18 protein-coding genes are annotated in these 23248 nt (G+C 67.1%); 15 read left to right on the top strand and 3 right to left on the bottom strand.

Annotation, left to right across the window (positions count from 1 at the left end; all coding sequences use genetic code 11):
• The first annotated feature begins 118 nt into the window (after positions 1 to 118).
• Positions 119 to 2536 (top strand): EAL domain-containing protein, encoded by a 2418-nt coding sequence (locus tag D000_RS0101090; protein WP_018871702.1) that lies wholly within the window; start codon positions 119 to 121, stop codon positions 2534 to 2536.
• Here D000_RS0101090 and yihA read toward each other — a convergent pair.
• The gene (yihA, locus tag D000_RS0101085) at positions 2479 to 3087 is read right to left on the bottom strand and encodes a ribosome biogenesis GTP-binding protein YihA/YsxC (protein WP_018871701.1); all 609 of its coding nucleotides are present in this window, start codon (positions 3085 to 3087) and stop codon (positions 2479 to 2481) included. The two genes, D000_RS0101090 and yihA, sit on opposite strands and share 58 nt — an antisense overlap.
• Positions 3088 to 3250: 163 nt before the next feature.
• On the opposite strand from yihA, the gene D000_RS0101080 reads away from it, so the two are divergent.
• The 14 genes from D000_RS0101080 (at position 3251) to D000_RS0101015 (ending at position 18916) form a co-directional block, all read left to right on the top strand.
• Positions 3251 to 3874: a cytochrome c gene (locus D000_RS0101080; protein WP_018871700.1), complete on the top strand. Its 624-nt coding sequence runs from the start codon at positions 3251 to 3253 to the stop codon at positions 3872 to 3874.
• A 263-nt stretch (positions 3875 to 4137) separates the two neighbouring features.
• Positions 4138 to 6213, top strand: a complete 2076-nt coding sequence (locus D000_RS0101075) for a cytochrome c biogenesis protein ResB (RefSeq protein ID WP_018871699.1) — start codon at positions 4138 to 4140, stop codon at positions 6211 to 6213.
• A gap of 26 nt (positions 6214 to 6239) precedes the next feature.
• On the top strand, positions 6240 to 7412 hold the full coding sequence (ccsB, locus tag D000_RS0101070) for a c-type cytochrome biogenesis protein CcsB (protein ID WP_018871698.1): 1173 nt from the start codon (positions 6240 to 6242) through the stop codon (positions 7410 to 7412).
• On the top strand, positions 7413 to 8045 hold the full coding sequence (locus D000_RS0101065) for a thiol:disulfide interchange protein DsbA/DsbL (RefSeq protein ID WP_018871697.1): 633 nt from the start codon (positions 7413 to 7415) through the stop codon (positions 8043 to 8045).
• Positions 8046 to 8084: 39 nt separating this feature from the next.
• Positions 8085 to 9725: an acetolactate synthase large subunit gene (locus D000_RS0101060; RefSeq protein ID WP_018871696.1), complete on the top strand. Its 1641-nt coding sequence runs from the start codon at positions 8085 to 8087 to the stop codon at positions 9723 to 9725.
• Positions 9726 to 9762: 37 nt separating this feature from the next.
• On the top strand, positions 9763 to 10650 hold the full coding sequence (locus tag D000_RS0101055; protein WP_018871695.1) for an endonuclease/exonuclease/phosphatase family protein: 888 nt from the start codon (positions 9763 to 9765) through the stop codon (positions 10648 to 10650).
• A gap of 86 nt (positions 10651 to 10736) precedes the next feature.
• On the top strand, positions 10737 to 12023 hold the full coding sequence (locus D000_RS0101050) for a GGDEF domain-containing protein (RefSeq protein WP_018871694.1): 1287 nt from the start codon (positions 10737 to 10739) through the stop codon (positions 12021 to 12023).
• The gene (locus tag D000_RS0101045; RefSeq protein ID WP_018871693.1) at positions 12020 to 12904 is read left to right on the top strand and encodes a PfkB family carbohydrate kinase; all 885 of its coding nucleotides are present in this window, start codon (positions 12020 to 12022) and stop codon (positions 12902 to 12904) included. Before D000_RS0101050 ends, D000_RS0101045 begins: the two co-directional genes overlap by 4 nt.
• Positions 12905 to 13075: 171 nt before the next feature.
• Positions 13076 to 13441 (top strand): gamma-butyrobetaine hydroxylase-like domain-containing protein, encoded by a 366-nt coding sequence (locus D000_RS0101040; RefSeq protein WP_018871692.1) that lies wholly within the window; start codon positions 13076 to 13078, stop codon positions 13439 to 13441.
• A 13-nt stretch (positions 13442 to 13454) separates the two neighbouring features.
• Positions 13455 to 14204, top strand: coding sequence for a bifunctional demethylmenaquinone methyltransferase/2-methoxy-6-polyprenyl-1,4-benzoquinol methylase UbiE (gene ubiE, locus D000_RS0101035; RefSeq protein WP_018871691.1), 750 nt, complete (start codon positions 13455 to 13457; stop codon positions 14202 to 14204).
• A 7-nt stretch (positions 14205 to 14211) separates the two neighbouring features.
• The gene (locus tag D000_RS0101030) at positions 14212 to 14832 is read left to right on the top strand and encodes an SCP2 domain-containing protein (protein WP_018871690.1); all 621 of its coding nucleotides are present in this window, start codon (positions 14212 to 14214) and stop codon (positions 14830 to 14832) included.
• Positions 14832 to 16517, top strand: coding sequence for a ubiquinone biosynthesis regulatory protein kinase UbiB (ubiB, locus tag D000_RS0101025; protein ID WP_018871689.1), 1686 nt, complete (start codon positions 14832 to 14834; stop codon positions 16515 to 16517). Before D000_RS0101030 ends, ubiB begins: the two co-directional genes overlap by 1 nt.
• Positions 16518 to 16757: 240 nt before the next feature.
• Complete coding sequence (locus D000_RS0101020) at positions 16758 to 18095, top strand: diguanylate cyclase (protein ID WP_018871688.1); 1338 nt, start codon at positions 16758 to 16760, stop codon at positions 18093 to 18095.
• Complete coding sequence (locus D000_RS0101015) at positions 18092 to 18916, top strand: PhnD/SsuA/transferrin family substrate-binding protein (RefSeq protein ID WP_018871687.1); 825 nt, start codon at positions 18092 to 18094, stop codon at positions 18914 to 18916. Before D000_RS0101020 ends, D000_RS0101015 begins: the two co-directional genes overlap by 4 nt.
• 65 nt (positions 18917 to 18981) lie before the next feature.
• On the opposite strand, the gene odhB is transcribed toward D000_RS0101015, so the two are convergent.
• Together odhB and D000_RS0101005 are read right to left on the bottom strand one after the other, a co-directional pair.
• Positions 18982 to 20331: a 2-oxoglutarate dehydrogenase complex dihydrolipoyllysine-residue succinyltransferase gene (gene odhB, locus D000_RS0101010; protein WP_018871686.1), complete on the bottom strand. Its 1350-nt coding sequence runs from the start codon at positions 20329 to 20331 to the stop codon at positions 18982 to 18984.
• A gap of 42 nt (positions 20332 to 20373) precedes the next feature.
• The gene (locus D000_RS0101005; RefSeq protein WP_018871685.1) at positions 20374 to 23184 is read right to left on the bottom strand and encodes a 2-oxoglutarate dehydrogenase E1 component; all 2811 of its coding nucleotides are present in this window, start codon (positions 23182 to 23184) and stop codon (positions 20374 to 20376) included.
• Positions 23185 to 23248: the final 64 nt, after the last annotated feature.

The raw sequence follows: 23248 nt of genomic DNA, 5'->3' as shown, positions 1-23248 counted from the left end.
GGGCACCGCTCCAGCGGGCGCGCCCGGACGCCCTCCTGCGAGGGGCGCTATAGTCGAAAGAGTCCGATCCGCTCGGGTAGGCTGTACCGCCCGACTGCACTGACCCTAGGGGGCCTGTATGCGGGCACAGCCTCGTCTGCGCAATACCTGGCCGGTTTACGCACGCTACATCGCGATGGCTGTGGCCATCGTGGCCGCCCTGGCCCTGGTCCAGTTTCTGTTTGTGTACGGGGCCGACCAGATTCAGCCCCGTCTGCTGATCATCCCGGTCACCGTTGGCGTACTGTTTGGTTTCATGCTTGCGCGCATGCGTCTGCTGCGTTCGCAGACCGACCTGCTAAATACCTTTGTAGAGGCAACCCAGGCGCGCAGCGACCATGGCGAGGCCATTACCCACCTGCTCCGGGTCATGGCCGAGCAGCTGCGGTCAGACACCGTAGCGCTGTACGAAAAGCCCGGCGACGATGCCGCCCCGCGGCGCCTGTGGGTCCATCCACAGGTGCCGCCGCTGGCACTGGATGACTCGACCCTGCTCAAGCTGTTCACGCGCGCCGCACAGACCCGGGACGGCGGCATCTGCCGGGAGCACCTGCTACCCGGCGGCAAAAACCGGCCGGGCATGGTCGAAGCCATCGGACTCGCGCTGCCCGACGACCGGCAGGGCCTGCTGGTGCTGCATCGAATCGGCCCTCAGCGCGATCACTCCAGTGTGCTGGAGCAGCGGTTCCTCCAGTTATGTGCCGACTGGCTCGGCATGACCCTGATCCAGATGCACCAGCAGGAGGTGATCGCGCGCGAACGCGAGCAGAGCCGGCGCGAGAAGGAACGCGCTCAGACCACCCTGGAGTCGATTGGCGATGCAGTTGTCACCACCGACCGCGAGGGCAACATCGACTATGCCAATCCGGTGGTCACCCAGCTGCTGGGTCAGCGCCCCATCGAACTGACCGGGCAGCCCCTGTCGGCAGCACTGCGACTGGAAGACGAAGCCAGCGGCACCCCGCACCCGGCCCTTCTTGCCGCGGACGCACCCCGCGACCCGGAAGCGATGCGTCATCTGCCGCTGCAGCTGCGCACGCGCGCCAATCATGTGCGACCGGTTCAGCTCTCGTTGACCCCGATCCTGAACCGCCCGCCCGGCAGCCTGGAGAGCGTGCTGGTCATGCGTGACATCAGCGAGCTGCGGGAGGCCCTGCATCGCCTGGACTATCAGGCCACGCACGATGCCCTGACCGGACTGCTCAACCGGGCGGCCTTTGAAAAGCGCCTGGAAGATCATCTTCGGGCGGCCCACGCGCACGGAACCCGCCATACCCTGTGCTACCTCGACCTGGACCAGTTCAAGGTCATCAACGACACCCGCGGCCACGCCGTTGGCGACGAGCTCCTGCGCCAGATTGCGCGTCTGCTCCAGAGCTGGGTCGGAGAGCACGACACCCTGGCCCGCCTGGGCGGCGACGAGTTCGGCATCCTGCTCGCCGACCGCGGCATTGAGGCGGGCCAGCTGTTGGCCGAAGAGATCGCGCGGGCGCTGGCAGACTTCCGCTTTGCGTGGGAGGGGGCAACGTACTCGCTGTCGGCCAGCATCGGCCTGGTCGAGGTCAGCGCGGCCAGTGAATCGACCCGGGTGATCCTGCAGCAGGCCGACACCGCGTGTTACGCGGTGAAAGACGCCGGCCGTAATCAGGTTCGGGTGTTCCACGAAGAAGACGTCGAATTGCGCGACCGCACGGGCGAGCTGCACTGGGTCAGCGGCATCCCGGAGGCCATCGAGCAGGACCGCTTCGAGCTGTGGGCACAGCCGGTGCGCAATCTGACGGACGACTCCGACACCTATCTCGAGATCCTGCTGCGTCTGCGCGACCCCGACGGCGGGCTGGTGACACCGGGAGCCTTCATTCCGGCCGCCGAACGCTACGACCTGATGGTGCAGATCGACCACTGGGTGGTCTCGCGCGCGCTGGCCTACATGCAGGGCCTGCAGGCCGGCGGCACGCCCCTGCCGGTGCTGGGCATCAACCTCTCCGGGTCTTCGCTCAACAACGATGCCTTTGTGGACTTCCTGCAGGGGGGCATTGCGAATGCAGGGATTCCGGGCGACCGCCTGTGTTTCGAGATCACGGAAACCGCAGCGGTGCACCACCTGGAGCGCACGGCCCGGCTGATGACCCGGCTGCGCACATCCGGCTGTCGCTTTGCGCTGGATGACTTCGGCAGCGGACTGTCATCGTTTGCCTATCTCAAGCACCTGCCGGTGGATTATCTGAAGATCGACGGCCACTTTGTCCGCGACATCAACCGCGATCCGATCGATCTGGCCATGGTGCGCGCCATCCACGAAGTCGCCCAGATCCTCGGCCTTGAGACCATCGCCGAGCATGTGGAGGACGCGAGCATTCGTGAACGCCTCGAGGGGATCGGCATCCGGCACGGTCAGGGCTATGGACTGGCGCGGCCGGCGCCACTCGACGGGCAACCTCAGGCGGGGGCGTTCAGCCAGTCCGCGAGCAGTCCACGCAGGTCCTCGACCCCCTGATTTTTCAGCGAGGAGAAGGTCTGCAGCGTGGCTTCAACCCCCATCGCCTCCAGCTCGCGCTGGGCGCCATGCAACTGACGATCAGCCTGTTGCCGCGACAGCTTGTCGGCCTTGGTCAGCACGCAGTGCAGGTGGCAGCGATCCAGTGGCACCCAGTCCAGCAGCTGGCGATCGAGTTCGGTCAGGGGACGCCGAATGTCCATGATCAGCACCAGCCCGCGCAGACACCGGCGGGCCTGGAGATAATCACCGAGTAGCTGATCCCAGTGCTCGCGCTGGCCCGCCGAGACCTTGGCATAGCCGTAGCCGGGGAGGTCCACCAGGCGCCAGTCCTCGGCCGGGGGCAGGGCGAACAGGTTGATCTCCTGGGTACGCCCCGGGGTACGACCGACGCGCGCCAGCGCCTTGCGGCCACAGAGGCTGTTCAGCGCGCTGGACTTGCCCGCGTTAGAGCGTCCGGCGAAGGCGATCTCGATGCCTTCGTCCAGCGGCAGCTGTGCGACCTGGGCAACGCCCTTGATAAAGGCGGTCTCGCGAAAACGGGGTTCCATAGGCTGGGGGGGACATCCTTGGCCGAGTACGGGGCTCGGGATATTTTTGAGCGCAATTTAGCATTGTGCTATAAACTGCGCCCCTTATGTTGATCGCCCTACGATGGGGCACAAGGAACGGGTCGCGACCCGGCACGCATTTACAAGCAGGAGATTCTCCGTCATGAACAATAAGCTTTCCGCTCTCTTTGCTGCCCTGTCCGTATCCCTGCTGCTCCCGCTGTCGGCGGCCCAGGCGGGCGATCCCCAGCGCGGCCAGGAACTGTCTCAGGCCTGCGCGGCCTGCCACCAGGCCGACGGCAACAGCGTCAACCCGGAATGGCCCAAGCTTGCTGGCCAGCACGCCAAGTACACCGTCAAGCAGCTGCAGGACTACAAGTCCGAGCGCCGCGAGAACAGCCTGATGCTGGGCCAGGTCGCCAACCTGGACGAGCAGGACATGCGTGACCTGGCGGCCTACTTTGCCGAGCAGGAAATCACCGGCGAGACCGCCGACGAGGACGTCGTCGAGCGTGGCGAGCGCATCTATCGCGGCGGCATCCCGTCGCAGAACGTCGCCGCCTGCATCGCCTGCCATGGTCCGAACGGCAACGGCAACCCGGAAGCCATGTTCCCCGCGGTCGCCGGCCAGCACGCGCAATACAGCGCCGACCAGCTGCGCTACTTCCGCAGCGGCGATCGCGCCAACGACAACGGCCGCATGATGCGCAATGTTGCGCGCAACATGTCCGATGCCGACATCGAGGCCGTTTCGCAGTACATGGCCGGCCTGCGCAGCAGCGACTGAGTCCGGCTGCAGGACGCCGCGCAGGATCGGCGGCGCGAATAGCCAGGGATGGGGGCGGCCATGGCCGCCCCTTTTCTTTGGATCGAAAAAATGCGCTCCGGGAATGCACACGCGACCGGCTGCGTCTTGGTGGGGCAAGGCCGAACTCCCCGGCTCGCCGCCGGTCCATTTGATGTCCGGGAAACGCCCGTGCTGTTTGTCTTGGAAATTGAACCCCCGACGGGTTGCTTCGCATAGTCGCGAGGGTTAAAGCAGGTTCTAGAATGTCGAATAACGATCAGACCGCAGCCGCCGGCGCGCCCCCCGCATCCCGCCCGAAGGCCGCCCGCCAGCCACGACGCAGCCGCATCATCGTCGATTTCATGGGCTCGATGAGCCTTGCGATCACGCTGCTGGTGGCCCTTGCGATTGCCTCGGTCATCGGCACCGTGCTGGTGCAGAACGAGCCCTACATCGAATATCTGATGGATTACGGCCCGTTCTGGCACGAGATCTTCGCCGGCATGGGGCTGTATCAGGTCTACTCGGCCACCTGGTTCCTGCTGGTGGTGGCATTCCTGGTGATCTCGACCTCGTTCTGCGTGTATCGCCAGACCCCCGGGCTGCTGAAGGACCTGCGCCGCTACAACACGCAGGTCAAGGAAAAGTCGCTGCGCGCGTTCAACTCCTCTGCCACGGCGGAGTTGGACCAGTCGCAGGACGAGTTCCTGAAGCATGCGCACCGGGTGCTCAAGGCGCAGGGCTTCCGCGCCCGCGAGAAGACCCACGATGGACACACGGTGATCGCCGCCATGCGCGGGCGCTGGAACCGCATGGGCTACCTGCTGACCCATGTCGGCATCGTGGTGATCTGTGTCGGTGCCCTGGCCGACGGCACGACCCTGCTGAAGATCAACGAGTGGCTCGGAAACCTCGAGATCGAGACGCGCAGCGTGCCGGTCTCCGAGGTCCCGCGTTCGGCCTGGGTGCCGGCGTGGAACCCGTCCTTCCGCGGCTCGGTGGAGATCCCCGAAGGCGCGTCGGCGAACGTGGTGTTCCTGCCGATGCGCGAGGGCTACTTCGTTCAGGAGCTGCCGTTCCGTATCGAGCTGGAGGAATTCCGCATCGAGCGCTTCTCCACCGGCGCCGAGAGCTCGTACGAATCCGACCTGATCATCCACGACCCGAACCGGGACGAGCCGCTGCGGCACACCATCTCGGTCAACCACCCGCTGATCTACAACGGCTACGCGATCTATCAGGCCAGCTTTGCCGACGGCGGCACCCGGCTGGATATCGACGCGATCCCGCTGGGCGCCGAGGCCCTGCGTGAACTCGAGGTCCCGGGGCGCGTGTTCCAGGAGATGGAGGTCCCGACCCCCGATGGCGACACCCGCATCATCGAGTTCATCAATTTCCGCCTGGAGAACGTCATCCAGCTGCTGGACGAGGACGGCGTACGCGAGAACCGGCACATGGGGCCGAGCTTCGATTTCCGCCTGATGGACCGTACCGGGCACGGGCTGTACTACCGCAATTATCAGCGCCCGGCCCTGCAGGAAGGCGCGATGTACTTCCTCAGCGGCGTGCGCGAAAGCCCGGCGGACGAATTCCACTACCTGTTCCTGCCGGCGGACGCCGACGACTCGCTGGAACGCTTCCGCACCTACCTGGCCATGCTGCATAACGCAGACGTGCGCAATGCGATCGCACGCCAGGTCGCGCGTGACGATGACACGGTCCCGGACGAACAGAACCAGGCCATCGCCACCACCACCGCCGAGCTAATGGGCCTGTTTGCCCGTGGCGGCTACATGGCCGTGCACGAAGAAATCGAACGCCGGGTACCGCCGGAGCGCCTGGACGCAATGCGTGACCTGATGATCCGTATCCTGCACGCGGGGCTGCAAGGCCTGTACATGGAAGTCCTGCAAGATGAAGGCGTGGTCTCGATCCAGGAGGAGGAACAGCGCTTCCTGGAAGACACGATCTCGGCGATCAACGCGATCAGCCTCTACCAGTCGCCGTTCTTCTTCCACCTGAAGGACTTCGAGCACCGCGAGGCCTCGGGCCTGCAGATTGCCCGCGCGCCCGGTCAGAGCACGGTCTATACCGGCAGCGTGATGCTGATTGTCGGAATCTTCCTACTGTTCTACGTGTCCTACCAGCGCCTGTGGATCATGGCGCGGCGGCGCGAGGACGGCACGGGCACCCACGTGGTGATGGCGGGCACCAGTAATCGTCATCAGGTGGAATTCGAGGATCGTTTCGCGCATCTTAAGCGGTGGATCATCGATCAGAAGCCGGTCGATGCGAACAACAGCGGCAGCACCCATCAGTCCAACAACAAGAACGACTAGAAGCTAAGCAGTCGGAGGAGCACCCCATGTCAGTCCCTCACGAGGCCCTGGATTTCGAACGCCCCGGCATCTTCCGGCGCATCCAGCCGCGAGACTGGGCATACATCGCCCTGACGATCGCCGTTGGCGTGATCGCCTTCTGGCAATACGGCCACATGATGGACCGCTACGACACCGGCGGGTTGATCCTCGCGGTCGCTCTCAGCGCCTGGGTGGGCTGGTTCTGGCGGCCCTGGCAGGCCTTCTCGATCATCGTCGGGGCCCTCGCACTGTTTGGCGTCTGGCTGTACGGCGATGACCTCGCCCGCGGCAGCACCAACTTCTGGCTGAATTACGTGGGTTCGGGTCAGGCCGGCGTAATGTGGATGAGCGTGTTCCTGTACCTCTCCACCGTCGCGTACGTCACCGGGCTGTTCAGCCGCTCCGATTTCCCCACCCGCGTCGGCGGCGCCTTCGCCTGGATTGGCGCCGGCGCCGGCTTCATGGCTCTGCTGGTGCGCTGGCGCGAGATCTACCTGACCGATCCGACCTGGGGCTATATCCCGGTCGCCAACCTGTACGAGGTGTTCATCCTGCTGGCCGCCCTGACCACGCTGATGTACTTGTACTACGAGAGCCGCACAGGCCAGCGCACCATGGGTGCGTTCGTGATGCTGGTCATCGCGGCCTCGGTCACCTTCCTGCTGTGGTACATGTTCACCCGCGACGCCCACATCGTCGAGCCGCTGGTACCGGCCCTGAACAGCTGGTGGATGAAGATCCACGTGCCGACCAACTTCGTCGGTTACGGTGGCTTTGCCATCGCCGCCATGCTGGGTGTGGCCTACCTGATCAAGCACCGCCTTGAACGCACCCGTCCCGATGCCGCCATTACCCAGCGCATCCCCAGCAAGGAAGCGCTGGACAGCGTGATGTACAAGGCAATCGCGATCGGCTTTGCCTTCTTCACCATCGCCACCGTGCTCGGCGCGATGTGGGCCGCCGAGGCCTGGGGCGGCTACTGGACCTGGGATCCGAAGGAGACCTGGAGCCTGATCCTGTGGCTGACCTACGCCGCCTGGCTGCACATGCGCTTCACCAAGGGCTGGCGCGGGCCGGTCATGGCCTGGTGGGCGATCATCGGGCTGTTCGTCACCACCTTCACCTTCCTGGGCGTGAACATGTTCCTGTCCGGTCTGCACTCCTACGGAGAGCTGTAAATGAAGCGTCGTGAATTCATGGGCGCCGTAGGCGGCGCCGGCCTTCTCCTGGCAACCGGAACGGCCCTCGCGGCCGAGTTCCGCGAGGGCCAGCACTATCGCGCCATCCAGCCCGCGCTGGATACCGGCCTGGAAGACGGCAAGATCCAGGTGGTCGAGGTGTTCTGGTACGGCTGCCCGCACTGCTACTCCTTCGAGCCCAAGGTCCAGGCCTGGAAGCCCAGCCTGGCGGATGACGTCCAGTTCGAGTACCTCCCGGCCCCGATGAACGACGTCTGGGCGCTGCATGCCCGCGTGTTCTACGCGGCGGAGAAGCTGGGCGTGCTGGATGAAGTCCACCAGCCGTTCTATGACGCCATCCACGACCAGGGCCGCCAGCTGCGTTCGGAGAGCGCGATCCTGCGCTTCATCAACCAGCGCGGTCTGGATGCGGACGAGTTCCGGGAGACGATGCGCTCCGACGCGGTTCGCCGCCGGATCGTCGCTGCCACCGAGGCCGTGCAGGACTACGGCGTCGGCGGCGTACCCACGCTGGTCATCAACGGCGAGGCCATCGTCTCCGCCAGCATGGCCGGTGGCCACGACGAGATGCTGGAAGTCGCTGATTTCCTGATCGAACGTGCCCGCGGTTAGCGCGCAGCACATGCCCCGGTTCGCCGGGGCATCTTCAGCATGAGCACCCCGACCACCGCCCAGCGCCTGGTCGAGTGCCTGGAGCAGGAGGGCGTGGACCGCATCTTCGGCCTCCCCGGCGAGGAGAACATGGCGGTTCTCGATGCCCTCGCCGACTCCTCCATCGAGTTCGTCACCACCCGCCACGAACAGGGTGCCGCCTTCATGGCCGACGTCCATGGGCGTCTGTCGGGCAAGGCAGGCGTGTGCCTGGCAACCCTGGGTCCCGGGGCCACCAACCTGATCACCGGTGTCGCCGACGCCAACATGGATCACGCACCCCTCGTGGCGATTGCCGGCCAGGCCAGCACCCACCGCCTGCACAAGGAATCGCACCAGGTCCTCGACCTGAAGGGCCTGTTCCAGCCGATCACCAAGTACAGCTCCAGCGTGGTCGAGCCCGAGATCCTTCCGGAGGTGGTGCGCAAGGCCTTCAAGTGGGCGGAAGGCGGCAAGCCCGGCGCCAGCTTCTTCGAGCTGCCGGAGAACATCGCCTCGCAGCCGTGCCCCAACCCGCCCCTTCCCGTGCATACCGGCGCGGCGGCGGTGCCGGCCGATGCCTCGCTGGAGGCCGCGGCGCGGTTGCTGAACGAGGCCCACCATCCGCTGATCCTCGCCGGGAACGGTGTCATCCGGTCCGGCGCCAGCGGGGCCCTCGCCCACCTCGCCAATGCGCTGAACATCCCGGTCGCCAATACCTTCATGGCCAAGGGCGTACTGCCCTTCCGGCATCCGCTGGCACTGGGCTCGGTCGGCCTGCAGAGCCAGGATTTCGTGAACTTCGGGTTCCACAAGGCCGATGTGATCGTCTGCATCGGCTACGACCTGGTCGAGTATCCGCCGAGCTTCTGGCACCCTGATGGCGACCGCACCCTGATCCACATCGACTCGGCGCCGGCCGAGATCGACGGCCATTACAACGTGACCGCCGAGGTGCTGGGCGACCTCACCACCTGCCTGCTGCGCCTGGCCGAACAGGTCACCCCGCGGGAAGAGACCATCCTGCGGCCGCTGCGCCAGAGCCTGATCGACGACATGAACGAGCACCGCGCCGACACCCAGGTGCCGCTCAAGCCGCAGAAGCTGATCTGGGACCTGCGCACGGCCGCCGATCTCGACGCGATCATGATTACCGATGTCGGTGCCCACAAGCTCTGGATGGCGCGCATGTTCCGCTGCGAGCTGCCCAACACCTGCCTGATCTCCAACGGCTTCGCCAGCATGGGCATTGCCCTGCCTGGCGCGATTGCCGCCACCAAGCTGCACCCGGAACGCCAGGTCGTCGCCGTGACCGGCGATGCCGGGTTCCTGATGAATGTGCAGGAACTGGAGACGGCGGTCCGCCTGGGGCTGAACTTTGTCGTCCTGATCTGGAACGACAATGCCTACGGGCTGATCGAGTGGAAACAGGTGCGCGAATACGGGCGCAAGGCCTTCGTGGAGTTCGGGAACCCCGATTTCGTCCAGCTGGCGCAATCCTTCGGCGCCCGGGGCGTACGCATCGAACCCGGTGACAGCCTGGAGCAGGCCCTGCGCGAGGCCCTGGCCCAACCCGGGGTTACCGTGATCGACTGCCCGGTGGATTACAGCGAGAACCTGAAGCTGACGGAACGTTTGGGCGAGCTGGTTTGTCCATTCTAGGAACACGGACTTTCCCTCCAGCAGGAGACCACCCGCGATGAATTCAGTCGCGACCCGTCGGGAACCTGGCGCACCCGCGCCAACCTCAAGATCCGAGGACGACGCCCCGCGTCAGCTTGCCCACCAGCACGAACCGGACAGCCAGCGCCTGCGGCTGCTCAGCTTCAATGCCCAGGTCGGCATCCATTCCTCGCGGCTGCACCACTACGTGACCAACAGCTGGAAGCACGTGCTGCCGTATGGCGGGCGCATGGATAACCTCGACCGCGTGGCCCGATTCATCTCCGAATTCGATATCGTCGGCGTCCAGGAACTGGACGGCGGCAGCATCCGCAGCAATTTCGTCGACCTCGCGTCGTATCTCTCCGAGCGCGCCCGGTTCCCGTACACCTACAACCGCATCAACCGCGACCTCGGGCAGTTCGCCAAGCATTCCCTTGCCCTGTTCTCGCGGCTGGAGCCCGACCGGGTCGAGATGCACCGACTCCCCGGTGCCCTGCCCGGGCGCGGTGCGATCGAGGCCCACTATGCGATGGGCGATGGCGAGGAGCTGGTGCTTTTCCTGCTGCACCTGGCCCTGGGCAAGCGCACCCGCAAATCCCAGCTGGCGTACGTCGCGGAGCATATCCAGGACCTGCCGCATGCAGTGGTCATGGGCGACCTGAACTGCCAGCAGGACAGCGAGGAACTGCGTCATCTGGTCGCCCGCACCGGCCTGATGGAACCGATGGCCTGTCCCGCGACCTACCCCGCCTGGGACCCGCGCCTGGTGTTCGACCACATCCTGCTTACCCCGAGCCTGCATGTCAGTGACGTGCGCGTCTATAACGTGGCCCTGTCCGATCACCTGCCGGTCGGCATCGAGATCGAACTGCCCCAGCGCCAGGCCCTGCACGAATCGCACACAGCAAGCGTCGGCGGCTAGGGCAACACCGATTCAGCGGCCGCCCGGTGGCATCCAGCGCCCATCCACGTTTAAATTAGGTGTTTCACACCCCGGGAATCCACCCGATGTCCGAGAGCGACCTGCGCAGGACCATCATCGAGCTCGAGCGCTCGCTGGACCGAGAACGGGTCCTGCAGGACGCGATCCGCCGTGTGGCACTGCGCGCCCTCGCCGTGGTGTCGGCCCGAGTACCCGCCCTGGAGGGTGCGGTGCGCGACCTCACCCGCGCCATCGAGTCGGACCCCGGCGATACCGCCTGGCTGGATCGCCTGAGCGGCCAGCTCGCCGATGCCGTGCGCTCCAGCGACCAGCGCCAGGACCTCGCCGAGGGCATCCTCGAGGTCGTGCGCCGTGGCCTGCATGGCTTCGAATTTCTCGACTCCGAGCTCGATGCCCTGAACCGGGCCAGCGACCGCCGCGACAAGACCGAAATCGAACGCACCCTCGGCCGCCTGTTTCTGGTGCTGCACGACAAGTGCCAGAAGGCCATGACCGAACGCGAGGAGCTGACCGAAGTGGTTGGCGAAATCTGGCACCGGCTGGAGGATGTCGACACCGCACTGTCGGAAGACGCCGCACGCGGCCAGCGTGCCCGCAAGTCGGTCTCCGAGCTGCACGCCGGGATCGCCGGGGACGCCGAGCACATCCGTGACCGGGTGCTGCATGGCAACGATCTCCCCACCCTGCGCGACGAGGTCTCGCGCGGTCTCGACCGCATGATCGAGCGCGTCACCCACTTTCGTGACGCCCAGGAAACGGAACTGCGCGTCGCCGAGGAACGCAACCGCGCCCTGCGCTCCAAGGGCCGCAGCCTGGAAGGCCAGGTGCAGGCCCTGCGCAACCGTCTGGAACAGGCCCGCGCCGAGGCCTCCCGCGACGGCCTGACCGGCCTGCCCAACCGCAATGCTTTCGAGCAGCGTCTCCGGGCACTGCCCGGAGAACTGATATCAGCCGGCTCCGCTTCCCTCCTGGTCTGGGACATCGACCACTTCAAGGCGATCAACGACCAGTACGGCCACTCCGCGGGCGACAAGGTCCTGCGCGCGGTCGCCGAGATCCTCGCCGAGGGCGTACAGACGCCTGACTTCGTCGCACGCTACGGCGGCGAGGAGTTCGTGATGATCATCCATCGCGAACCGGACGCGGCTCATGCGCACGCCGACACCATCCGCCAGGCCGTGGACCGCCTGGTGGTACGGGCGGGCAATACCCGGCTCAAGGTGACCATTTCCGCCGGCCTTGTCGGGGTCGACCCCACCGTCACGCCCGAGGCGATCTTCGACGCCGCCGACCACGCGCTCCTGCAGGCCAAGAAGCACGGCCGCGACCGCATCGAACGGGCCGGGTCGTGAGCGCGGCGCCGCATCTGATCCTGGGCGAGGCCCTGTTCGACGTCTTTCCCGATGGCGGCCGCGTACTCGGCGGCGCCCCGTTCAACGTCGCCTGGAACCTGCACCAGCTGGGCGAGACCGTGTGCTTCGTCGGAGGCATCGGGCGCGATGCCGAGGGCGAGGACGTACAGGCCCGCATGACCGGAATCGGCATGGACACCCGCGGCCTCTACCGTCACCCCAGTGCCCCGACCGGTCAGGTCCGGGTGACACTGAAAGACGGCGAACCGGCCTACAGCATCGTGCCCGACCAGGCATACGACGCCGTCCCCGCCGAGTGGGCCGAACAGCTCCCGCCGACCAGCCCGCTCCTCTACCACGGCACGCTCGCGCTGCGCGCGGGCAATCACGACCTTCTGGAACGCCTGCGGGCGCGCGCGCAGCAGCGCTTTGTGGATGTGAACCTGCGCGCGCCCTGGTATGCGCCAGACGACGTGCTGGCGCTGATCCACGGGGCGGACGTGGTCAAGCTGAACACCGACGAGGCCGCCATCCTGGCACCCGACCTCCCGGCGGACCAGCGCGCCGGCGCCCTGCTGCAGCGCGCCGCCATCGGCTCCGCACTGATCGTGACCCACGGCGCCGACGGGGCCGCCATTCATGCCGCCGACGGTGGCCACTGGCACGCCCCGGCCCCGGTGGTCAGCCACCTTCGCGACGCGGTGGGCGCCGGAGATGCCTTTGCCAGTGTCGCCATCATCGGCCTGCACCGCGGCTGGCCCTGGCCCACCACGCTCCAGCGCGCCCTGCAGTTCGCGGCCGCGGTCTGCACCCTGCAGGGCGCCACCAGCGCCGACCCCGCGTTCTACCGCCCGTTCGCAGCCACCTGGGCCGCGGGCTGACCCGGGCCGGACGCAGGCGCATACAGCCGGGGCCTTCAGGCCTGCGATGCGCGGGGAGATGCCACGCTGATCTGCAGGGCTGGTATCCTCGCAGCCTGTTGACGGTGGCCGCTTTGCGCGGCCGCGCGAGATCTGTCCGGGCCCGCCCCGACCGAGGATTCTGGAGGCCGCATGAGCAGTACGCACCGACCCACCGATATCCAGTTGCATCAGAAGTCGCGCATCCTGGAGCTGACCTACTCCGATGGCTCGCATTTCGAGCTGCCCTGCGAGTTCCTGCGCGTGTATTCGCCCTCGGCCGAGGTGCGCGGGCACGGCAAGGGCCAGGAGGTGCTGCAGGTGGGCAAGGAGGACGTGAACATCACCGCGATCGAGCCGGTCGGCAACTATGCGGTGAAGCTCGTGTTCTCCGACGCGCACGACACCGGCATCTACGACTGGGACTACCTGCACGAGCTCGGCACCAACCAGGAGCGTCTGTGGCAGGATTACCTGGATCGGCTGAAGGCGGCCGGCCACGAGCGCAAGACGCACTGACAACGGCACATCGATGAAAGAAGAACCCGGCAAGACCCACTTCGGCTACCAGAGCGTCCCCGAATCCGAGAAAGCCTCGCGGGTCGGCGAGGTGTTCCACTCGGTCGCCTCGCGCTACGACGTGATGAACGACCTGATGTCGATGGGTATCCACCGCGTCTGGAAGCGCTACACCCTGGAGCGCACCGGCGTGCGCGCGGGCATGAAGATCCTGGATCTGGCCGGGGGCACCGGGGACCTGGCCGGGGCGTTTGCCCCGCGCGTCGGGCCGAAGGGACAGATCGTGGTCTGCGACATCAATGCCTCGATGCTGGAGGCCGGGCGTGACCGCATGCTGGACGAGGGCCATGTGGGCAACCTCGACTTCGTGCAGGCGGACGCCGAGCAGCTGCCGTATCCGGATGACTACTTCGACCGCGTGACCATCGCCTTCGGCCTGCGCAATGTGACCCGCAAGGAACGCGCGCTGGCCGAGATGCGCCGGGTGATCAAGCCCGGCGGGCGCGTGCTGGTGCTGGAGTTCTCGCAGCCGATGGCACCGCTGCGCCCGATCTACGATGTCTATTCATTCAAGATGCTGCCGCTGATGGGCAAGCTGGTCGCCAACGATGCCGACAGCTACCGCTACCTGGCCGAATCCATCCGCATGCATCCGGATCAGGAGACCCTGGCCGGGATGATGCGCGATGCCGGGCTGGAACGGGTCGAGTACGACAACCTGACCGGCGGCATTGTCGCCCTGCACCGCGGCACGAAACTGTAACGTTTTCATGGCCGAACCCTTCGCCCTGCCCAGTCCATTCACGGCCCTGATTGAGGCCGCGCTGAACGAGCACCTGGCGAGCGCGCCGGAGAAGGACCGCGCACGCCTGGCCGGGCGTGCAATCGCCATCGTGATCGAGCCGCCGGGGCTGGCCTTCTCGCTGGTCGGGGCCGCCGACCGGTTGCAGGTCATCGGCGGTGTCGAGGAACCGATGGATGTGCAGCTGGCGGGCTCGCCGCTGTCGCTGGCCGCGGCGCTGGGCCGCGACGACCGCTCCGGGTTGACCATCACCGGTGACGCGACCGTGCTCTCCGATCTGCAGCATGCGCTGCGCGACTCCGGAGTCGACTGGGAGGGACTGTTCGAGCGCTTTGCCGGCGCCGGGGCCGCCGGGCCGCTGCGCCACCTGCTGGATCAGGCTCGCAGCAGCCTGCGCCACCTGGGCCGACGCTCCGCCGAGGACACCGCCGACTATCTGCGCGACGAACTCGAGTGGCTCCCGGCGGGCGGGGCCTTCGAGGCCTTTGCCGAGGACGTCGCCGACCTGCGCGATGGCGTTGCCCGCCTGGATGCCCGGCTGCGTCATCTGGAGGCACAGTCCTCCGCTCCCGACGACCGGCAGGCCTGATGCGCCGCGCGCTGTACCGGGGCCTGCGGCTGTGGACCATTGCGCGGGTCCTGGTGCGCTATCGCCTGGACGTCATCCTGTTCACCCTGAAGCCGCTGCGCCCGCTCAGCTTCCTGCTCTACCTCGCGCCCTGGAACTGGTTTCGCCGTACTGAAGGAACACGCGGCGAGCGTATCCGCCGCGCGCTGGAGGATCTGGGGCCGATCTTCATCAAGTTCGGGCAGATGCTGTCCACCCGGCGTGACCTGCTGCCGGACGACATCGCGGTGGAACTGGCCCGGCTGCAGGACCGCGTACCCCCGTTCCCGTTCGAGCAGGCGCGCGCCCTGATCGAGTCCGAGCTGGAGCGCCCGATCGAGATCGCCTTTGCCCGCTTCGAGGACACCCCGATCGCCTCGGCCTCCATCGCCCAGGTGCACGCGGCCACACTGCAGGACGGGCGCGAGGTGGTGGTCAAGGTGGTGCGCCCCGGCATCCTCAAGACCATCCGCGCGGATCTCGAGGTGATGCACCTGATCGCGGACCTGGCCGATCGCTACTGGTCCGAGGCCAAGCGCCTGCGCCCGCGCGAGGTGGTGGACGAATACGAAAAGACCGTCACCGACGAGCTGGACCTGATCCGCGAGGGCGCGAACGCCGCCGCGATCCACCGCAACTTCGAGGAAAGCCACCTGCTGTACATCCCGGAGATCATCTGGGACTACACGCGCCGTAGCGTGCTGGTGATGGAGCGCATCGGCGGCATCCCGGTGGCCGACATCGCCGCGCTGCGCGAGCGCAATGTGGACCTGAAGCTGCTGGCCGAGCGCGGGGTGGAGATCTTCTTCACCCAGGTGTTCCGGCACAACTTCTTCCACGCCGACATGCACCCGGGCAACATCTTCGTCGATGCCACCCACCCGGACGACCCGACCTACCTGGCGGTGGACTTCGGCATCGTCGGCTCGTTGCTGGACTCCGACCAGCGCTACCTGGCGGAGAACTTCCACGCCTTCTTCAACCGCGATTACCGCCGCGTGGCCGAGCTGCACGTGGAGTCCGGTTGGGTGCCGAAGGACACGCGCGTGGACGAGTTTGAGGCGGCCATCCGCACCGTCTGCGAGCCAATCTTCCAGCGCCCGCTGGACGAGATCTCCTTCGGCCAGGTCCTGCTGCGCCTGTTCCAGACTGCGCGGCGCTTCAACATGGAGGTCCAGCCGCAACTGGTGCTGCTGCAAAAGACCCTGCTGAACATCGAGGGCCTGGGCCGCCAGCTCTATCCACAGCTGGACCTGTGGACCACCGCCAAGCCATTCATCGAGGACTGGATGCACGAGCGCATGGGCGTGCGGGCCTTCATCCGCAATGCGCAGCAGCACCTGCCGCGCCTGCTCGCGCACCTGCCCGAGATCCCGATGCACCTGGAGAAGGCCCTGACGGTGGAGGAGCAGCGCGCCGAGCGCGACGCCGCCCTGCGCCAGCAGATCCGGCAGCTGGAAGAAGGTCTGGCCCGGCAGGCGCGGCGCCGCAACGAGGGCTGGGGCGGGATCGCGCTGCTGGCACTGGCGGGGCTGGCTACGCAGCTGGATACCGCAGCCTGGCTGGGGCTCGCCTGGCCCGCCTGGCCACTGGCACTGGCCGGCGCCGGGATACTGCTGTTTAGCCTGCGTCCCGGCCCGCGCCGGCGCAGGCGTTCGGACGCCTAGTTCTCTCCAGGGAGCGGCCCACAGCCGGCACGCGACCGGGGTTCGGCGCGGCGCGCGGGCATCTGGGCCGGCGCACCTCCGGCCCTCTGGGGCCGTCTGGCAATCCGATCCGACCGCTCATGGGTATGTTGCCGCTTTATTACCGAACGCTGTTTGTTAGCGAACGCACGTCTTTTTAGGCTGACACGAATTCCCTTGCATGGACGCTGGGGCGCCCTGCCCTGACTACGTGAGGACTGCATGCCCCGCAGGCGCCGCCTTTTCCGACTCGGCATCCGTCAGAAGGTAGTTCTCGCCCTGCTGACCGTCCTGCTGACCGCGCTGTCGATCAGCGGGTACCTTGTGCTGCGCGATGTCGAGCAGAACGTGCTCAGCGAAACCGATCGCCGCGGCGGCGAGGTTGCGGATTCGCTTGCGCGCTCGCTTTCCTACAGCGTGGTCGGCTACGACTACCACACCATCCAGCTGCTGCTGGACCAGTCCGTCGACTCCGGGGGGCTGGTCCACGCGCGCGTGCTCAGCGATCGCGGCAATACCATGGCCGAGGCGCAGTACCCGGGCCGGGCCGAACTGGAACGCGTGCAATTCGAGCGGCCGATCGAGCTGGGCGGCCGCGAGGTCGGCTACCTGGAGATCGAACTCAGCATGGAGCCCATCCTGGCCCAGCTGGAACAGCAGAAGACGGCCCTGATCCGCCGCGAGATCGCGGTAATCGCCATGATTGCGCTCGGCGAGTTCATCGCCCTGTCCTGGATCATCATCGCTCCGCTGACGCGCGTCTCGCGCGCACTGGAGTCGAACGTCGACCAGAATGGCGTGATCGTGCGCGATATCGACGTACACTCCAACGACGAGATTGGCGACCTGGCGGCCCGCTTCAACCAGATGCGCGCACAGCTGAACGCCGCCAACGAACAGCTGCGCGGGCGGGTGGAGTCTGCGGATCGCGAGCTGCGCGAGGCCTACGAACGCCTGATCCAGCAACAGAAGGAACTGGAAAACTCCAACGCCGAACTGGAGGCCCTGTCACGGACCGACCCGCTGACGGGCCTGGGCAATCGCCGCGCCTTTCACGAAGCGATGGAACAGGACATCGCGATGTTCCGCCGCCACGGCGATCCGGCCAGCCTGCTGATCCTGGATCTGGACAACTTCAAGGCCGTCAACGACACCTGGGGCCACGACACCGGTGATCGCATCCTGAAGGCCTTCGCGAATGAGGTCAGCGCGCTTTGTCGCGAGACCGACACGACCTGCCGCATGGGCGGCGAGGAGTTCGCGGTGTTCCTGCGCCGCTGCGATGCCGAGGGCGCACGCACGTTCTCGGAAAAACTGCGCCAGGCGGTCGAGCACATGGAGGTGGCCACCGAGGACGGGAAACCCCTGCGGGTGACCGTCAGCATCGGCGCGTCCACGCTTTCCCTGGAGGAAGGCGTGACCTCGTCCAAGGGACTTTGTCGGGCCGCCGACCAGGCCATGTATGCAAGCAAACGGCGCGGGCGCAACCGCGTGACCCACTACACCACGCTGCTCAGTGAAGACCCGCTGTCGGTCAATTTTCAGGGAGAAGATGCATGAAGCACTGGATGACCGTGGCCCTGCTGGGGCTGCTGACCCTGCCCGCCCACGCGGCGGACACCACCGACAACGGCGAACTCGTGTTCGGCTCGGTGGCAATGGATATCCCCGCGCGCATGATGACGCGGCTGGAGCCGTTTACCGAGTACCTGGCAGACACCCTGGAACGCGACGTCAACCTGCGCCTCTCGTCGAGCATGCCCGACGCGATCCGCGAGGTGGCGGAAGGCCGCTCGGATATCGCCTACCTGACCCCGGTGGCCTACATCCGCGCGCGCCAGCGCGGCAATGCGGAGCCGCTGGCGCGGACCATCACCAAGGGCGAGGACAGCTTTCGGCTGATGATCGTGGTCGCCGAGGACAGCCCCCTGGAGGGACCAGAGGAGCTGGCCGGCAAGCGCTTCGCCTTCGGCGACGAAGCGGCGCTGCTGCAGCGCGCCACCGTGGTGGATGCGGGGGTGGAACTGGCGGACCTCGCGGACTACCGCTTCCTCGGGCATTACGACAACATCGTGCGCGGCGTGATCAGCGGCGACTTCGACGCCGGCATCCTGAAGGACACCACGGCCTACCACTGGGAGGGCAACGGCATCCGCATCCTGCATGCCTCGCCCGCCCTGCCACCCTACGTGATCGCGGCCCGCGATGGACTGGACCCGGAACTGCGGGACCGGATCCGCGAGGCCCTGCTGGCGGCCAGCCCGGACGACCCGCGCTCGGGACCGGCCATGCGGGCCCTGGACGAGAGCTATGACGGCTTTGCCCCGGTCAGCGACGGTGACTACGACGTGGTGCGAGGCCTGATCGCCCCCTTCGACTGACGGTGCGCCTGCTCCGCCTTCGGCCTTGGCGGCTGTAGGAGGGGCGGCCCGAGGCCGACCCGGGATCAGACGTCGAGGAGCAGGCGCGCCGGGTCCTCGATCGCTTCCTTGATCGCGACCAGGAACTGCACCGCATCGGCACCATCGACCAGGCGGTGATCGTAGGACAGGGCCACGTACATCATCGGCCGGATCACCACCTCGCCGTCCACCGCGACCGGACGCTCCTTGATGGCATGCATGCCGAGGATGGCGCTCTGTGGCGGGTTCAGGATGGGCGTGGAGAACAGCGATCCGAAGACCCCGCCGTTGGTGATGGTGAAGGTGCCCCCGCGCAGCTCGTCGATCTCCAGCTTGCCGTCGCGGGCGCGCTCGGCGAAATCGCGGATGCGCCGCTCGATCTCGGCAATCGAGGCATGCCCGGTATCGCGCAGCACCGGCACGACCAGCCCGCGCGGAGAAGACACCGCAATGCCGATATCGCTGTAGCGGTGATAGACGATCTCCTCGCCGTCCAGCGCTGCATTCAGCACCGGGAAGCGTTCCAGGGCCCGGGTCGCGGCCGCCACGAACAGGCCCATGAAGCCGAGCTTGATGGAATGGCGCTTCTCGAAGGTCTCCTTGTAGCGGGCGCGCAGCGCCATGGCGGCCGACATGTCGATCTCGTTGAAGGTGGTCAGCATCGCCGTGGACTGCTTGGCCTCCAGCAGGCGTTCGGCAATGCGCGCGCGCAGGCGGGTCATGGGCACCCGCTCGATACGCTCGCCGGGGGCCGCGGCGCGCGCAGGTTCGCGTGCGGTTTCGTGCGCCGCCGCGCCGGTGTCCGGCTCCGGCGCGCGCGTATCACCGGCCGAGCGTTCCCGCAGGATACGTTCCACATCCTCGCGCTGGATGCGGCCGGCCTCGCCGCTGCCGGGTACGTCCTCCGCCTGCAGCCCGGCCTCCTGCAGCAGGCGCCGCACCGCCGGGGTAGGCGGCGGCGGGCTGGCGGAGGCCTCGGTTGCGGTCGCCGCAGGCGTATCGGTCGCGGCGGCGGACCCGGCATCGGCACCCGGGCTGCCGGCGGCGGCAGGTTCCGACGCCTGGCGCGGGGCGGCGGCCTCGTCATCGTCATCGTCATCGTCATCGTCATCGTCATCGGCCGGGGCGTCCGCGGCCTCGGCGGTGCCGGCCGGGCCAAGGTAGCCAAGCACCGCATCGGCCTGGACCACGTCACCCTCGCTGGCGGACAGCTCCACCAGGGTGCCGGCGCGCGGCGCCGAGACCTCCAGCACCACCTTGTCCGTCTCCAGTTCGGCGATCAATTCGTCGCGCTGGACAGGGTCGCCCACGCCCTTGTGCAGGGCGATCACGGTGGCGTCGGCGACCGACTCGGGGAGTTCAGGGACCTGGATCGGGGTGCGATCGGATGCCATTTCGCTTCCTTGTGCTGTTCTGCGGGTTACGCGGATTCGGGGTCAGAGGGTCGGGTGCGGGGTATCGCGCGAGGTCAGCGGACCAAACGCGCGCTCCAGCAGATCGCGCTGCTGGGCCTTGTGCACCTCGGGGTAGCCGACAGCCGGCGCCGCGGCCGGCGGCCGCGCCACGGCATGCAGGGTCTGACCGCGCACGGCCAGAAGCGGATTGATGCGCGGCGCGACGAAGGCAAGATAGCCCTGGTTCTCCGGCTCGTCCTGGACCCAGACAAACTCGTCCGCCTGCGGATAGCGGCCCAGCAGCTCGGTGAGCCGGGCCTCCGGGAACGGGTAGCACTGCTCCAGGCGCAGGATCGCGGTGTCGAGGTGCTCGCCCTCCGCCTGCGCCGCGGCCAGATCGTAGTAGATGCGGCCGCTGGTCAGCAGCACGCGTCGTACCTTGTCCGGCTCGCTGACCGCGGTGTCGTCGATGACCGTCTGGTACTGACCGGAGGCCAGCGCGTCGAGGTCGGAGACGGCCGCCTTGTGCCGCAGCAGGCTTTTCGGTGTCATCACGATCAGCGGCTTGCGATAGGGCCGCAGCATCTGCCGCCGCAGCAGGTGGAACATCTGCGCCGGCGTGGTCGGCACGCAGACCTGCATGTTCTCCTGCGCCGCCAGCTGCAGGAAGCGCTCCGGACGTGCGGAGGAGTGCTCCGGCCCCTGCCCCTCGTAGCCGTGCGGCAGCAGCAGCGTCAGCCCGCTGAGGCGCCCCCACTTCTGCTCGCCGGAGGAGATGAACTGGTCGATCACCACCTGGGCGCCGTTCACGAAGTCGCCGAACTGCGCCTCCCAGATCACCAGGGCCTCCGGGGCGGCGGTGGCGTAGCCGTATTCGAAGGCCAGCACGCCCTCCTCGGAGAGCAGCGAGTCGATTACCAGGAAGCGCGGATGGTCCGGGTCCAGGCGCCGCAGCGGCACCAGCGCCTCGCCGGTCTCCTGGTCATGCAGGACCGCGTGGCGGTGGAAGAAGGTCCCGCGACCGGAATCCTGTCCCGACAGGCGAATGCGGTAGCCGTCCTGGACCAGCGTACCGTAGGCCAGCGTCTCGGCCGCGCCCCAGTCCAGGGGCTGATCGCCGCGCGCCATGGCCTGACGCGCCTCGAGGATCTTGCGCACCCGGTCATGCGGGCGGAAGCCGTCCGGGGGCGTCGACAGCTGCTCGAGGGTCCGGCCCAGGCGCTCGACCGCGGCCCCGGTGGCAACGTCCTGGTCCCAGGTCTGGTTGATGTAGGGCCCCCAGTTGGTCGCGGAACCGGTATGGCCGTTGCGCTCGCGCAGCAGCGACAGGGCCACCGGCTTGCCGGCGTCGAGGCGCTCGCGGTAGGTGTCCACGGCCTGTTCCTGGGCCTCCGCGCGGGTCAGGCCGTCCTGAATCAGGCGCTCCGCATAGCGTTCGCGGGTGGTCGGCAAATCGCGGATGCGGTGGTACATGCGCGGCTGTGTGGCGGCCGGTTCGTCGGCCTCATTGTGCCCCTGGCGGCGATAGCAGACCAGATCGATCACCACGTCCTTGCCGAAGCGCATGCGGTAGTCCAGCGCGACCTGGGTGACAAATACCACCGCCTCGGGATCGTCGCCATTCACGTGCAGAATGGGCGCATTCACCATCTTGGCGACATCGGTCGCGTAATGGGTCGAACGTGCGTCTTTCAGGGTCGAAGTCGTGAACCCGATCTGGTTGTTCACCACCACGTGCACGGTGCCCTTGGTGGAGAACCCCCGGGTCTGGGACATGTTCAGGGTCTCCATGACCACGCCCTGTCCTGCGAACGCGGCATCGCCATGAATCACCACCGGCATCACGCGGTTGCCCTTGCGATCGCCGACGCGGACCTGGCGCGCGCGCACCGAGCCCTCGACCACCGGCGTGACGATCTCCAGATGCGAGGGGTTGAAGGCAAGCGCCAGATGCAGCGCGCCGCCGGGCGTCTCGATATCCGACGAGAAGCCCATGTGGTACTTCACGTCGCCGGTGCCGCGATCGTCGCGCGGCCGGCCCTCGAATTCGTCCGCCAGCTCCTGCGGAGACTTGCCGAACAGGTTGACCAGCACGTTCAGACGCCCGCGATGGGCCATGCCGACGACGATCTCCTGCAGCCCCCGGGCGCCGCCGCGCTGGACCAGCGCATTCAGCAGCGGGATCAGGCTCTCCGCCCCCTCCAGCGAAAAGCGCTTCTGACCGACATAGCGCCGGTGCAGGTAGCGCTCCAGGCCCTCGGCAGCGGTCAGCCGTTCGAGGATGGCCAGGCGCGTATCACTGTCGAAACCGAAGTGCCCGTGCGCTGATTCCAGACGCTCCTGCAGCCAGCGCTTTTCGTCGGTGGCGGTCAGGTGCATGTACTCGGCACCTACACTGGCGCAGTAGGTCTCGCGCAGCACCCGCTCGATGGTATCCAGCGAGACCCGGCCCTCGATGAACAGGGAACCGGGATCAAAGGTGACATCCGCTCCGACCCGATCCAGGCCATGATGCTCGCGGCTCAGCTCGCGCGGGGGCTCTGGCGCCTCGCGCTCCAGCGGATCCAGACGGGCACCAAAGTGACCGAGATAGCGGTAGGCATTGATGAACTGGAGCACGCGGATCTGCAGCTGCTCGTGCGCCAGGTCCGGGCGGTCGGTGGAACGCCGGCGCCGTTCCGGGCGCGGCGTGCCCTCGAGCGAACGAAAGTAGTCGGCCCAGGCCGGCGGGATGGAATCGGGGTCCGCATGGAAGCGCTCCAGCAGACCCTCGGCAAACGCAAGGTTGTCGGGGTGCAACTCCTGTCCGGAGACCGGGGTATCCAGCCGGTGCCGGGATGGCAGCTCGTTCATTCGCGGTCGTCCCATTCCTGATGCGCCTACCTTTGGGACCTCGTCAGCGCCCGAGGTTCCCGTG

Origin of the sequence: Thioalkalivibrio sp. ALJ16 (assembly GCF_000377345.1) — a bacterium.
Taxonomy (GTDB): domain Bacteria; phylum Pseudomonadota; class Gammaproteobacteria; order Ectothiorhodospirales; family Ectothiorhodospiraceae; genus Thioalkalivibrio.
This window is presented reverse-complemented; position numbering and strand designations above follow the sequence as displayed.

Bases quoted from the DNA above. Each gene is read 5' to 3' on its own strand.
- D000_RS0101090 (WP_018871702.1), top strand. From the start codon at position 119: ATGCGGGCACAGCCTCGTCTGCGCAATACCTGGCCGGTTTACGCACGC.
- yihA (WP_018871701.1), bottom strand. From the start codon at position 3,087: ATGGAACCCCGTTTTCGCGAGACCGCCTTTATCAAGGGCGTTGCCCAG.
- D000_RS0101080 (WP_018871700.1), top strand. From the start codon at position 3,251: ATGAACAATAAGCTTTCCGCTCTCTTTGCTGCCCTGTCCGTATCCCTG.
- D000_RS0101075 (WP_018871699.1), top strand. From the start codon at position 4,138: ATGTCGAATAACGATCAGACCGCAGCCGCCGGCGCGCCCCCCGCATCC.
- ccsB (WP_018871698.1), top strand. From the start codon at position 6,240: ATGTCAGTCCCTCACGAGGCCCTGGATTTCGAACGCCCCGGCATCTTC.
- D000_RS0101065 (WP_018871697.1), top strand. From the start codon at position 7,413: ATGAAGCGTCGTGAATTCATGGGCGCCGTAGGCGGCGCCGGCCTTCTC.
- D000_RS0101060 (WP_018871696.1), top strand. From the start codon at position 8,085: ATGAGCACCCCGACCACCGCCCAGCGCCTGGTCGAGTGCCTGGAGCAG.
- D000_RS0101055 (WP_018871695.1), top strand. From the start codon at position 9,763: ATGAATTCAGTCGCGACCCGTCGGGAACCTGGCGCACCCGCGCCAACC.
- D000_RS0101050 (WP_018871694.1), top strand. From the start codon at position 10,737: ATGTCCGAGAGCGACCTGCGCAGGACCATCATCGAGCTCGAGCGCTCG.
- D000_RS0101040 (WP_018871692.1), top strand. From the start codon at position 13,076: ATGAGCAGTACGCACCGACCCACCGATATCCAGTTGCATCAGAAGTCG.
- ubiE (WP_018871691.1), top strand. From the start codon at position 13,455: ATGAAAGAAGAACCCGGCAAGACCCACTTCGGCTACCAGAGCGTCCCC.
- D000_RS0101030 (WP_018871690.1), top strand. From the start codon at position 14,212: ATGGCCGAACCCTTCGCCCTGCCCAGTCCATTCACGGCCCTGATTGAG.
- ubiB (WP_018871689.1), top strand. From the start codon at position 14,832: ATGCGCCGCGCGCTGTACCGGGGCCTGCGGCTGTGGACCATTGCGCGG.
- D000_RS0101020 (WP_018871688.1), top strand. From the start codon at position 16,758: ATGCCCCGCAGGCGCCGCCTTTTCCGACTCGGCATCCGTCAGAAGGTA.
- D000_RS0101015 (WP_018871687.1), top strand. From the start codon at position 18,092: ATGAAGCACTGGATGACCGTGGCCCTGCTGGGGCTGCTGACCCTGCCC.
- odhB (WP_018871686.1), bottom strand. From the start codon at position 20,331: ATGGCATCCGATCGCACCCCGATCCAGGTCCCTGAACTCCCCGAGTCG.
- D000_RS0101005 (WP_018871685.1), bottom strand. From the start codon at position 23,184: ATGAACGAGCTGCCATCCCGGCACCGGCTGGATACCCCGGTCTCCGGA.